The organism is Parabacteroides sp. 52 (genome assembly GCF_010500925.1).
Classification (GTDB): domain Bacteria; phylum Bacteroidota; class Bacteroidia; order Bacteroidales; family Tannerellaceae; genus QVMG01.
In genome coordinates, this window is record NZ_QVMG01000011.1 from 146,759 (window position 1) to 160,182 (window position 13,424).

The 13,424-nt window shown below is 42.6% G+C and carries 12 protein-coding genes and 1 rRNA gene; all 13 read left to right on the forward strand.

Annotation, left to right across the window (positions count from 1 at the left end; genetic code table 11):
- The first annotated feature begins 5 nt into the window (after window positions 1-5).
- A complete protein-coding gene (locus tag D0T51_RS08180) occupies window positions 6-815 on the forward strand; it encodes an outer membrane protein assembly factor BamD (protein ID WP_163727766.1) in 810 nt (269 codons plus the stop codon).
- Window positions 816-836: 21 nt separating this feature from the next.
- A complete protein-coding gene (locus tag D0T51_RS08185; RefSeq protein WP_163727769.1) occupies window positions 837-1,169 on the forward strand; it encodes a DNA-directed RNA polymerase subunit omega in 333 nt (110 codons plus the stop codon).
- Between the two features lie 116 nt (window positions 1,170-1,285).
- Window positions 1,286-1,747, forward strand: a complete 462-nt coding sequence (locus D0T51_RS08190) for a DUF4293 domain-containing protein (RefSeq protein ID WP_163727772.1) — start codon at window positions 1,286-1,288, stop codon at window positions 1,745-1,747.
- 312 nt (window positions 1,748-2,059) lie between these two features.
- Window positions 2,060-3,463, forward strand: a complete 1,404-nt coding sequence (locus tag D0T51_RS08195; protein ID WP_239056744.1) for a hypothetical protein — start codon at window positions 2,060-2,062, stop codon at window positions 3,461-3,463.
- Between the two features lie 45 nt (window positions 3,464-3,508).
- The gene (locus D0T51_RS08200; protein WP_163727775.1) at window positions 3,509-5,092 is read left to right on the forward strand and encodes an OmpP1/FadL family transporter; all 1,584 of its coding nucleotides are present in this window, start codon (window positions 3,509-3,511) and stop codon (window positions 5,090-5,092) included.
- 197 nt (window positions 5,093-5,289) lie between these two features.
- On the forward strand, window positions 5,290-5,883 hold the full coding sequence (locus D0T51_RS08205; RefSeq protein ID WP_163727778.1) for a sigma-70 family RNA polymerase sigma factor: 594 nt from the start codon (window positions 5,290-5,292) through the stop codon (window positions 5,881-5,883).
- An 80-nt stretch (window positions 5,884-5,963) separates the two neighbouring features.
- Window positions 5,964-6,140, forward strand: a complete 177-nt coding sequence (locus D0T51_RS08210; protein ID WP_163727780.1) for a hypothetical protein — start codon at window positions 5,964-5,966, stop codon at window positions 6,138-6,140.
- A 129-nt stretch (window positions 6,141-6,269) separates the two neighbouring features.
- Complete coding sequence (gene rpe, locus D0T51_RS08215; RefSeq protein ID WP_163727783.1) at window positions 6,270-6,920, forward strand: ribulose-phosphate 3-epimerase; 651 nt, start codon at window positions 6,270-6,272, stop codon at window positions 6,918-6,920.
- A gap of 97 nt (window positions 6,921-7,017) precedes the next feature.
- Window positions 7,018-8,292: a ComEC/Rec2 family competence protein gene (locus tag D0T51_RS08220; RefSeq protein WP_163727786.1), complete on the forward strand. Its 1,275-nt coding sequence runs from the start codon at window positions 7,018-7,020 to the stop codon at window positions 8,290-8,292.
- Between the two features lie 86 nt (window positions 8,293-8,378).
- Window positions 8,379-9,428: a bifunctional oligoribonuclease/PAP phosphatase NrnA gene (locus D0T51_RS08225; protein ID WP_163727788.1), complete on the forward strand. Its 1,050-nt coding sequence runs from the start codon at window positions 8,379-8,381 to the stop codon at window positions 9,426-9,428.
- 56 nt (window positions 9,429-9,484) lie between these two features.
- Entirely contained in the window at window positions 9,485-10,066 is a 582-nt protein-coding gene (locus tag D0T51_RS08230; protein ID WP_163727791.1) for a DUF4827 family protein, read from the forward strand.
- 5 nt (window positions 10,067-10,071) lie between these two features.
- Window positions 10,072-11,460, forward strand: coding sequence for a phosphoglucosamine mutase (gene glmM, locus D0T51_RS08235; RefSeq protein WP_163727794.1), 1,389 nt, complete (start codon window positions 10,072-10,074; stop codon window positions 11,458-11,460).
- Between the two features lie 410 nt (window positions 11,461-11,870).
- Window positions 11,871-13,404, forward strand: a 16S ribosomal RNA gene (locus D0T51_RS08240).
- Window positions 13,405-13,424 lie beyond the last annotated feature (20 nt).

The following is a 13,424-nucleotide window of genomic DNA, read 5'->3' on the forward strand; positions in this document are numbered from 1 at the left end:
TGCGAATGAAAAAGAAACTATTTTTTTTGATGATGATGACAGTCTTGTTTGCTTCCTGTGGGGAGTATAATAAGATATTGAAAAGCACAGATCTGGAGTTGAAGTATTCGTATGCAAAAAAATACTTTAATGCGAAACAATATAATAAGTCGGCCACGCTTTTGGAAGAGTTGTATACTGTTTTCAAAGGAACGGCTTATGCGGAAGAATCGCTTTATCTGTTAGCGCAGAGTTATTACGGGCAAAAAGATTATCAGACGGCTTCTCAGTATTTTGAAGTCTATTACAATACGTATACCCGGGGTGAATTTACGGAGTTAGCTCGTTTTTATTCCGGATATGGCTTGTATCTGGATTCGCCGGATGTCCGCTTGGATCAGGCGCAGACCTATAGGGCTATTGAACAGTTGCAACTTTATATGGAATATTATCCACAGAGTGAACGGGCGGTAGAGGCTCAGCATATTATGTTTGAACTCCAGGAAAAACTCGCCTTGAAGGAATTGAAGGCTGTTGAATTGTATGCCAACCTGGGAACGTATATGGGAAATAATTATTTATCGAGTGTGATTATCGCTCAGAATGCCCTGAAAAACTATCCTTATTCGCAATACCGCGAAGAGTTTATGTTTTATCTGATTCGTTCGAAGTATGAGTTGGCGCTTGTCAGTGTCGAAGAAAAATTACAAGGACGTTACCGGGATGTGGTAGATGAGTATTATACCTATATGAATGAATTTCCGGAAGGCAAATACGTCAAACAAGTACAACGTTTTTACGAATATGCCAACAAACGGATTACCGATACCTATTAAAATTAATTAATCAATAAAAATATGGATTACAGAAAGTCAAATGCTCCTTCGAATACGGTTACACGTGATATGATGCAAATGTCTCAAGATACGGGTAACATCTATGAAACTGTAAAAATTATTTCGAAGCGTTCCAACCAGATCAGTGTAGAGATGAAACATGATTTGGAAAAGAAATTACAGGAGTTTGCTTCCTATAATGATAACCTGGAGGAGGTTTTTGAAAACAGAGAACAAATAGAGATCTCCCGTTATTACGAGAAATTGCCGAAGGCGACATTGATCGCTACCCAGGAGTATCTGGAAGATAAAGTGTACTTTAAGAATCCGGCAAAGGATAAAAATAACTTTTAATTAACAGAGAATTGAAAGTGGAAAATTGAAAATGAGAAAACAATAAACTCGCGACTGGGTGATTGATTTCTCTTTTTTCTGTTTTTTATTTTCAACTTTCCTTTCCAGATCTTGTTATGTTACAAAGAATACAAACGGTATACCTGCTTTTCATCGTCATTTTATTTGTCGGGATGCTTTTTACACCCTTGGCGTTGTTACAATCGGCTGAAACGTTTTATGCGTTTGATGTGATTGGAGTCAATACGATGGCGGCGGAGGCAGAGTTGGTTTATCCTACATGGGCGCTTTTTGTTTTGACGGCAATAATATCTTTATTAGCTTTGTGTACGATCTTTCTTTTCAAAAAGAGAGTACTTCAGATGCGCTTATGTATATTTAACGCACTGTTAATGATTGGTTTTTACGGGTTGTTCTTTTTCTTTTATTGGAGAATGAAGACGGAAATACCTGCTATTAGCCTGCAAGTGAAATTTGCCTTGTCTTTTCCTTTGGTGAGTTTGATCCTTGATTATCTTGCCATTCGGAATATAGGGGCCGATGAGGCGTTGGTGCGTTCTTTGAATCGATTGCGATAAGGTAAAATATTAACAACAAAGCCGGGGGCATAGGGTGAAAGAACTCGATGCTCCCGGTCTTTTTTTGGGGAGTAGAAGCCTGTTGCAGCCTTTCGGTTGATATTTGCATCCTGTAAGTAAGAGACGCGTGAAGTGTAAGCTGCGTTTCGTTAAAGTATATATAATTGGCAGGATTTCTTGGGAGATCCATTATATTTGTAAATAAGATACCTATTTATATTTTAACAAATACGGTTTTAAACGTAAAGAAGTAAGTGGAGTCTAATTTGAAAACAAATTATTAAGTCTATTTAAACGAGAGGAGAAACAGATATGAAACCCATGAAATTAACAACAGTATTAGTCATGCTTCTGATGGCCTTTAGTGTGTCGGCACAGGAGGAATTCTTTGATGATGTGTATTTCTCTTCCAATAAGAACAAGAAAAGTGAGAAAGTGGAGGAGAAGAAAAATGCGCAGCCTAAACAAGAAGTTGTTTATGCTTCTACACCTGCCCCTGCGGCAAAGAGTATAGCTGAGCGCGATATTGATGAATATAACCGTCGGTATTCGGAGGTAGAAGAGGATGTATATTATGAAGAAGAGGATGTGCAAGAAGTTGTAGTGGAGCGACGTTCGGATACGGAGTATACGGAACGTATTATCCGCTATCATTCTCCCAGTAAGATAACTATCGTCGGAGCCGATCAGGTGGATATCTACCTGAGTGATGGGTATTACGGATATGGTTATGATACGGATTATTCGAACGGAAATACACAGGTAAGCTTTAATCTGAATGTGGGTAACTCCTGGGGATTCAGAGATCCTTGGTATGATCCCTGGTATTATGGTTATACTCCCTGGTGGAGCTATTCTTCCTGGACTTATCGTCCTTATTGGGGATTTGGCTGGGGAGGCTTTTATGCCGGCTGGTACAGCCCATGGTATTATGACTCCTGGGGCTGGGGTGGCTATCATGGAGGGTATTATGGAGGCTATTACGGTCATCACCACCATCACAATTATTATCCGGGATATTATGGAGGCAGTTCACGCAGGCATTATGCCAACGGCCGTTCTTCTTATTCCCGCAATTATGCCGGAACGGATAGATCGTCCAGCTCTTATTCTTCGGGAAGAAGAACCAGTAATAATGCTTCTTCTTTGCGCGCTGACAGAGCAACCTCTACACGCAGGGGAGAGAGTGTGAATTCTTCAACCGGACGTACGGGTACACGCGAAGCTTCTTCTTTGTCGGGAGCAGGCAGACGTTCTTCTTCTTCCAATACGAGGGAAAGTGGTGTGACAGCCCGGTCTACAAGAGAAAATAATGTGTCTACAAGACAAAATACAAGTGGAAGCCGGTCTGGATCCGGTAGTATAAGAAGCAATTCGACAAGTAGCGGCAGAAGCAGTAGTTCCTCTGTAGGAACATCTTCCGGTTCGTCTTCCCGTACACGGGTAGCAGCTCCCCGTTCGTCTTCCACCCGAAGTAATAGTAGTGGCACTGTAGGGCGTTCGTCCTCTTCGAGTCGTTCGTCTTCTAACAGTACTTATTCGCCCTCGTCTACTTCGCGTTCGTCTTCGAATAGAAGTTATTCTACCCCTTCTTCTTCCACCCGTAGCTCTTCCGGTTCGTCTTATAGTTCGGGAGGCAGTAGCAGTCGTTCCAGTGGAAGTTCGGGTAGCTCAAGCAGCTCCGGTAGCAGTCGCTCCGGCGGTGGTCGCAGATAAGAGAATGAATGTATTAGTCTTTCAGTTGATATAATAAAGAAAAGGATGAAAAAGATATCTTTAATAATGGCGACGCTGGCACTATGTGGCGGCGTTGCCTTTTCACAAGGGCAGATAGAAGCGCATAAGTTCGGGCAAACCGAATTAAGTGGTACGGCTCGTTATATGGGTATGGGAGGAGCCTTCGGTGCATTGGGGGGCGATATTTCAGCCATGCATACGAACCCTGCCGGATTGGCGGTTTATCGCAGTTCGGAAGTTGTGACCACCTTGAGTCTGACGAGCGTAAAAGCGAAAACGGATTGGCTGGGAACGAAAGAAGAGAACAGCCGGACGCGGGTGAACTTTGATAATATCGCTTATGTGGGTTATTTCCCTACTTCCAATGATGTGGGTATTGTAGGATGGAATGCTGGTTTTTCATACAATCGGATGAAGAACTTTCACCGTAACTACACCATGTCTACTTCGGGTTTGAAGACGTCTTTGTCGGATTATATGGCAGAGCGTGCATTTCCGTATACTCCCGGGCAATTGAGTGATGATTATGCGTATGATAAGATGAATGACTGGTTGTCTCCGTTGGGATATGGCGCAGGCTATATCGTGTATGATAAAGAATGGGAAGAATATTATAGTTGTTTCGGAGAGAACAGATCCGGAGAATGGACACCGTATGAGATAAAAGAGGCTCGTTTGAATGTGACCGAAAGAGGGGCTATTGATCAATATAATATTGCTTTTGGCATGAATATCTCTGATGTTGTATTGTTGGGGGCAAACCTGGCTATTACGGATATTAGTTATGATTATGCTTCTTATTATGATGAGTTCTTTGAAGGTAAGAATAATGATTTGTTATTGGATAACTCTCTGAGTACGGATGGAACAGGGTATTCGTTTAATGTGGGAGCAATTATACGACCAACGGATTTCTTTCGTTTGGGGGTAGCGTATAATTCACCTACCTGGTATAAGATGACGGATTATTATTACGGCTATGCGGAATCGTCGCTTCAGGATAATACAATGAATGAACCGGAGGTTCTGAATGATCATACTCCGGACAATGGTCCGTATACGGATTATGAATATCGCTCCCCGGATAAATGGTTGTTCAGTGCAGCAGCTATAATCGGAAGAACAGCTTTGATCAGTGTCGATTATGAGATGGCGAATTACAAAGGCATGCGTATGTATGACCGGTATGGGAATGCCAATATGTATACCAATGAGGATATTCAGGGGAATTTTAAAACCGCAGGAACGCTTCGGGTGGGAACTGAGATAAAGGTGACTCCGCAATTTGCGATTCGTGCAGGTGCCTCTTGGACTTCCAGTCCTGTGAAGGATCCGCTGAAGAACGGAAAAGTGGAGGTGCGTACGACAGGTACGATCCCGAATTTTACAATAGATAAAGGAGCAACGAATTATACGGTAGGGTTTGGATACCGGTTTACTCCTAATTTTTATACGGATATCGCATGTGTGCTTTCTTCGTATAAAGAAGATGCGTACGCCTTCTCCAATATGATTAATGCAGATGGGGATGCGTATATTGAGGCACAGCCTGCTTCGTTGAAAACCAATAAGACCCGTGTGGCATTAACGGTAGGATATAAGTTCTGAAAATAGGGTTTGTCCTGAAAAGTCCCTTTTTTGTACATGGAAAGTATAAGAAAGGGACATTTCTTTTATAAAATAGCTAAATTATTTGCCCACTTGAATTTCTTTTACTTCTTTTGCTCTTGTAATTAAAAAAATGTCTAACTAAAATTCATTGCCTATAGCATAACATTACTCGATAAACTATAATTTGAAAAGTAATGAATACATTCAAATCAATGACCGACGAGCAGTTGGTTGTTCTTTATGCAGAAGGCGAAAACGCGGCTTTTGACGTACTACTTAATCGTTACAAAAGCAGTATTCACTCCTATATTTATTATATTGTTCGTAACCGGGATTTAACAGAAGATATTTTCCAGGAAACTTTTGTGAAGGTTATCATGACCATTAAGCAAGGGCGTTATACGGAAAATGGCAAGTTTAAGGCCTGGATTACCCGCATTGCTCATAACCTGATTATTGATAATTTCCGTCAGGAGCGCAGTGAGAACACCTTGTCGAATGACGAAGTGGAGGTGGATCTTTTCAATAATATCAAACTTTGTGATGGTACGATCGAGGATAATCTGGTGCGTAACCAGGTGCTTTCCGATGTGCGGAAGTTGATAAAGTTTCTTCCGGACAGCCAGAGAGAAGTGTTGGAGATGCGTTATTACCAGGATTTGAGTTTTAAAGAAATAGCCGATCTTACGGGGGTAAGCATCAATACGGCGTTAGGACGTATGCGTTATGCTATCCTGAATATGCGGCGTATGGCGGAAGAAAACAAGATGGAGTTGTCTTTGGCATAAATAATCAGTTAAAATTCGGGTGTTATGCAATAAGTCGGGAGGGTTGTCGTTTTATAAGAAACAAATAAAGCGAAGAGCCTATGAAGAGATTCTCTACCCGATGTATGCATAAGTATAGTGGTATAAGAAAAAGAAATCCGGGAAAACAACGTGGAGGACCGCGTGAACAAACGATAGACTTCTTGTCTCAATTTGCCCGGGTGTATAGAGCAGAACCGTCTTTGCAACAGGATATTTGCTCGTTTATAATGAACTGAAAAAACAAAAAAGAACAGGTTGTTCAATGAAGAATTGAACAACCTGTTCTTTTTTGTTTGTAAGTTTTGCCGTATCAGAATATAGGTAAACTTCTTTTTTTAATATACTTTTGTAAAAAACGCGAGAAAATGAAACATTTGATAGCTCCTTCTATGTTGGCGGCAGACTTTTTGCACTTGCAGCAAGAAGTAGAAATGGTGAATAAAAGTGAGGCCGATTGGTTTCATATGGATATTATGGATGGTGTTTTTGTGCCGAATATCTCTTTTGGCTTTCCTTTGTTGGAGGCAATGAAGGGCGTTTGTCGTAAACCCATGGATGTGCATTTGATGATTGTTGAGCCTCAGAAGTTTATTCCCGAAGTAGCGGCGGCAGGAGCTTATATGATGAATGTGCATTATGAGGCCTGTACGCATTTGCACCGTACGGTGACTGCCATAAAAGAGGCGGGTATGAAAGCAGGGGTAACGCTGAATCCGCATACACCCATTTCTTTGTTGGAGGATATCATTGCGGATGTGGATATGGTATTGCTTATGTCGGTGAACCCTGGCTTTGGGGGGCAGTGCTTTATTGAACATTCGGTTACCAAAACGGCCCGTTTGAAAGAGATGATCCTCAGTAAAGGACTGGATACGTTGATAGAAGTAGATGGCGGGGTTAATATGGAAACCGGTAAACGCTTGTTAGAGGCTGGAGCAGATGTGCTTGTGGCAGGTAACTTCGTATTTAAGTCGCCGGATCCGATAAAGACGATAAAAGAACTGAAAGAATTATAACATTCGGAATAAGGGAGGTTTTGTTGTTCTGAACTTAGATATTGTTTTTTTTGACAGCTTTCGATCCGCCCTTATTTTGTAAGCTTAAAACCTGACTATGATAAATGAGATACAAAAGAGACCTTTTGTACGACCTCTCGGTTTGTGGATAACCGGGATTCTTCTCTATTCATTCTTCCCTGATTTATTTGTGATAGGGGGATTGTTATTGATCTGCCTGTTTGTATTCTTTCTTCTTTTTTTCTGCTTTGGGCGAGAGGAGCCAGTTGTTCGTTATGATACGCGTTGGGTATGGGGAGTCCTTTTTGCTTTCTTATTTGTGGTGTTGGCGATGTTGGTAACGAAGGCGAATGAGAAAAAGTCTTTATATCCTTCTTCTCCGGGTGTTGTAGAAACATTGGCGGCTCAATCCCAGTATCAGTTGGTGGAGTCTATAGATGAATTATGTCTCTCTGATACGGAAAAGTCGGTATTGGCTACGCTTACATTGGGGTATAAAAAGGCTTTGTCAAAGGAGGTGCGAAGCAAATTTTCGGTAGCGGGGGTCTCTCATATCCTGGCTGTGAGTGGTTTTCATGTGGCTGTTGTCAGTGGTTTTCTTTCCTTTTTGTTGGGTTTCTTGCCACAAGACCGGGGAAGCCGGTTGGTGCGGTATCTGCTTATGATGGCGTTGCTTTGGTGTTTTGTTTTTGTGACGGGCTTGGCCGCCTCTTCTGTGCGTGCGGGGTTGATGTTGTCGTTTTATCTTACGGGGCGGGTGCTTGGAAGAGATTCCGACCGATATAATACATTGGCGGCAGCGGCTTTTTGTATGTTGGCTTATAATCCCGGTTATCTGTTTGATATAGGTTTTCAGTTAAGTTACACGGCGGTCTTTTTTATCTTGTATCTGCAACCACGTTTGCAGAGGCTTATAAAAGTAAGAAATCCGCTTATAGCCTTGTTTTGGAATGGAATAACGGTGACGGTTGCTGCTCAGGCAGGGGTGACTTTTTTGTGTCTGTATTATTTCGGTTATTTTTCAACGGTCTTTTTGTTTGTTAATATACCTGTGGTGTTTATTGCGACCTTATTGATTCCTTCCGCATTGCTTTGGTTGCTTTTGCCGGGGTGGTTTCCGGGGTATGTGGTATTGCAGCGGATTGTGGAGGAATTGATGCATCTCTTATGGAGGATTGTAGAGAGGTTTGCTGGTATACCGGGGGCTTCTTGGGTGTTTCGGTTTGATATTTTCTCTCTTTTGGCTGCCTATGGGATGCTTTTATTTTTTCTTTTGTACGTATCCGAACGAAAGGCTTGGTTGTGTTTGGCAGGGCTTTTTGTTCTGTTTTTATTGTTGTTGGTCCGGGTGGTCGAAAGGTTCGTGGCATGAGGAAAGAAGAGTTAATCTAAAAAAATAGTACCTTTGCTTCGAAAAATCGAAGATAGGAAGCGGTTCGGCAAGTAAATAAATAAGTTATGATAACAAAAATTATCCAGGAAGAAAAGATTCAAAAAGCACATAAGTATATAGAGAAAGGTAATAGCTTTGTGATTGTTTCTCATGTATCGCCGGATGGAGATTCGCTGGGGTCTTCTTTGGCGTTGTATCATTTTCTTTCAAACTATGGAAAGGATAATGTGTCAGTGATAGTACCCAATGGGTTTCCCTCTTTTTATAAATGGATGCCGGGTAGTAAGGAAGTGATTGTTTATGAAAAATATACGGAGTTTGCTGATCAGTTGATCAGTGAAGCGGATGTGATTTTTTGTTTGGATTTCAATGAGCCGAAACGTTTGGATAAGATGGCACCGGCTGTTTTGGCGGCAGAGGGACGTAAAGTAATGGTGGATCATCACTTGAATCCGGCCGATTTCTGCCGGGTGGTGATGTCGTATCCGGAGATGTCTTCGACGAGTGAGATGGTTTTTCGCTTGATCTGCCGGATGGGAATGTTTGATCTTATCGATAAAAAAACGGCGGAATGTATTTATACAGGGATGATGACTGATACGGGTTCTTTTACCTATCATTCCAATAAACCGGAAATATACACGATTATCGCAGAATTGATAAAAAAAGGCATTGATAAGGATTTGATATATCGCAAGGTGAATCAGGTTTATTCAGAGGCCCGTTTGCGTTTAATGGGGTATGTGTTGTATGAAAAGATGAAAGTGTATCCTGAGCAACAAACGGCGTTGATTACTTTGTCTCAGGCAGAACTGGATACATTTAATTATCAGGCAGGTGATGCGGAAGGGTTTGTTAATCTTCCTTTAAGCATTGACGGGGTTGCTTTTTCCGTCTTTATTAGAGAGGATGTGGAGTATATGAAAATATCCCTTCGTTCGGTGGGGGAGTTTCCGTGTAATAAGTTTGCTGCTGCATATTTTAATGGCGGTGGGCATCAGAATGCTTCCGGAGGAGAGTTTTATGGCTCTCTGGAAGAAGCGGTTGCTGTGTTTGAAAAAGGATTGATCCAATTTAATCCTAATAATATTGAAGAAATGAATATGGATGCTTAAGATATGGCGGATAATGTATACATTTGCCACTCATTTATATATTAATTGAAAAACAGATGAAAAGAGCTTTTTATGTCTTGATGATGGTATGTGCCGGGTTGATCGTTGTTTCGTGTTCAAGTAAAACGAAGTCATATACGGATATGTTGAATGCAGAGAAAAAGGCGATAAGCCGTTTGTTTGCAGCGGAAGGATTTGAGGAGATAAAAAAATACCCGGCGGATGGTGTCTTTGGAGAGAATCAATTTGTGAAATTGGATAATGGCGTTTATCTGAATGTGGTAGATTCTGGAAATGGCACGCGTGCGGAGCTTGGGAAGACAAGGGTTTACTCTCGTTTTTCGGTGCGTTATTTTATGTCGGATACATTTACCATTTCGAATATAGGTGAAAATAGTGGGGGAACAGGACCGCTCGTTTTTCAATATGGGATAGGAGTGGAGCCTCAGCCGTCACCTTCCTCTTTTCAGTCTGAACTGGAAAGGTATTTCTTTAGTGAAGGTTTTCAAAGTGCGCTGGAATATGTGGGGGATCAGGCGATAGTGAAATTGATTGTTCCTTTTAAAGTGGGATCTCAGGATCTTATGAGTGCCGGTGAACCTCTTTTTTATGAAAAAGTACAATATAAATTTGAATAAAACTCATGACGCTTATTAAATCGATATCGGGAATCCGTGGAACAATTGGCGGAACGACCGATGAAGGCCTGAATCCTTTGGCTATAGTGAAATTTGTGGCTGCTTATGCCACTTTTATCGAAAAAAACTCAAAAACAACAACTAAAAAAATTGTAGTAGGACGGGATGCACGTATCTCCGGACCTATGGTGAAGCAAATAGTGTTGGGAACATTGACCGGAATGGGGTTTGATGTGGTTGACATTGATTTGGCTACAACTCCGACTACGGAGTTGGCTGTAGCCTGGGAGAATGCATCCGGAGGGATAATTTTAACTGCCAGTCATAACCCGAAACAATGGAATGCACTGAAGTTGTTGAATGAAAAAGGTGAATTTCTGAATGCAGCCGAAGGTGCTGAAGTCTTGGCATTGGCGGAATCGGAGGATTTTGTCTTTGCAGATGTGGATCATCTGGGGACTGTTATACCGAATGCTACATATAAGGATAAACATATCGAAAGTGTATTGAACCTGGACCTGGTGGATGTGGAGGCTATCAAGGCGGCCAATTTCCGGGTGGCTATAGATGCTGTAAACTCAGTGGGGGGGATGATCCTTCCGGATTTGTTATACGCTTTGGGGGTAAAAGAAATATTTAAATTGCATTGTGCTCCCCACGGTAACTTTGCTCATAATCCTGAACCACTGCCTGAGAATCTGACGGAAATATCAGCCTTGATGAAGCAGGCAAAAGCGGATGTGGGTTTTGTGGTAGACCCGGATGTAGATCGCCTGGCTATTGTCTGTGAAAATGGAGAGATGTTTGGGGAAGAGTATACATTGGTTGCTGTGGCTGATTATGTGTTGAGCCGGACGCCGGGGAATACGGTAAGTAACCTGAGCTCAAGCCGTGCATTGCGTGATGTAACGCGTTCTTATGGAGGTGTGTATAATGCAGCGGCAGTAGGCGAGGTGAATGTGGTGGCTAAGATGAAAGAGACAAATACGGTTATTGGTGGCGAAGGGAATGGAGGAGTTATCTATCCGGCCAGCCATTATGGACGGGATGCTTTGGTGGGTATCGCTCTTTTCTTGACTCATCTGGCAAAGAAAAAGATGAAAACGAGTGAACTGCGTGCTACTTATCCTCCTTATTTTATCTCTAAACAAAAAATAGAATTGACACCGGATATTGATGTGGATGCGGTTCTTTTGAAGGTTAAAGAGCAATTCTCTTCCTATGATATTACAGATATTGATGGAGTAAAGATTGATTTTCCGGATAAATGGGCACATTTACGTAAGAGTAATACGGAGCCTATTATCCGTATTTATTCGGAAGCTCATACGCAAAAAGAAGCGGATGAATTGGGTGGTGAGATTATCCAAACTATCCGGGAAATGTGTAAATAACGGTAGATATAGAATAAGTGAAAGCCTCTGTAATCTTGTGAAGAGATTATAGGGGCTTTTATTTTTGTGATAAATGATACTTTTTTATTGATTTGTTAACCTCTTCATCTTAAGCCATGTAGTAAATTCTTTAAAAAATAGTTGTAAAAAAAGTGATGTAAAGTTTGTGTATATGTTTTTAAACACTACCTTTGCACCCGCAATGACACAAAAGCATTGCAGTTTTCTAAAGAGAAAACACGAAGTTCTTTGAAAGATTTACATATCAACAAGTAGTACAAGAGACGTTTCTTGGATTATAAATTATCAATTTATAAATTGAGATTTAGATATTCAAGGAGTAAAGAAATAAACACCGTCAATTGATAGAAAAGGATTCTGAGCGAGGAAATAAAAATAAAACAATTATAACAACGAAGAGTTTGATCCTGGCTCAGGATGAACGCTAGCGACAGGCTTAACACATGCAAGTCGAGGGGCAGCGGGTTGAAAGCTTGCTTTCAATGCCGGCGACCGGCGCACGGGTGCGTAACGCGTATGCAACCTACCCATAAGACAGGGATAACCCGGCGAAAGTCGGACTAATACCTGATAAAGCAGGGGTCCCGCATGGGAATATTTGCTAAAGATTTATTGCTTATGGATGGGCATGCGTTCCATTAGGTAGTTGGTTAGGGTAACGGCCTACCAAGCCTACGATGGATAGGGGTTCTGAGAGGAAGGTCCCCCACACTGGTACTGAGACACGGACCAGACTCCTACGGGAGGCAGCAGTGAGGAATATTGGTCAATGGGCGAGAGCCTGAACCAGCCAAGTCGCGTGAAGGATGAAGGATCTATGGTTCGTAAACTTCTTTTATTGGGGAATAACGGCAGGTACGTGTACCTGAGAGGAATGTACCCATATGAATAAGCATCGGCTAACTCCGTGCCAGCAGCCGCGGTAATACGGAGGATGCGAGCGTTATCCGGATTTATTGGGTTTAAAGGGTGCGTAGGTGGGCTGATAAGTCAGCGGTGAAAGTTTGTGGCTCAACCATAAAATTGCCGTTGAAACTGTTAGTCTTGAGTATGTTTGAGGTAGGCGGAATGCGTGGTGTAGCGGTGAAATGCATAGATATCACGCAGAACTCCGATTGCGAAGGCAGCTTACTAAACCATAACTGACACTGAAGCACGAAAGCGTGGGTATCAAACAGGATTAGATACCCTGGTAGTCCACGCAGTAAACGATGATTACTAGGAGTTTGCGATACACAGTAAGCTCTACAGCGAAAGCGTTAAGTAATCCACCTGGGGAGTACGCCGGCAACGGTGAAACTCAAAGGAATTGACGGGGGCCCGCACAAGCGGAGGAACATGTGGTTTAATTCGATGATACGCGAGGAACCTTACCCGGGTTTGAACGCATTTGGACAGCCCCCGAAAGGGGGTCTCTAGCAATAGTCATTTGCGAGGTGCTGCATGGTTGTCGTCAGCTCGTGCCGTGAGGTGTCGGCTTAAGTGCCATAACGAGCGCAACCCTTATTGTTAGTTACCATCAGGTAGTGCTGGGGACTCTAACAAGACTGCCAGCGTAAGCTGTGAGGAAGGTGGGGATGACGTCAAATCAGCACGGCCCTTACATCCGGGGCGACACACGTGTTACAATGGCGTGGACAAAGAGCAGCCAACGGGCGACCGTGAGCTAATCTCCAAACCACGTCTCAGTTCGGATCGGAGTCTGCAACTCGACTCCGTGAAGCTGGATTCGCTAGTAATCGCGCATCAGCCATGGCGCGGTGAATACGTTCCCGGGCCTTGTACACACCGCCCGTCAAGCCATGGGAGTTGGGGGTACCTAAAGTCCGTAACCGCAAGGATCGGCCTAGGGTAAAACCGATGACTGGGGCTAAGTCGTAACAAGGTAGCCGTACCGGAAGGTGCGGCTGGAACACCTCCTTTCTGGAGCAGGAATCCTTGTA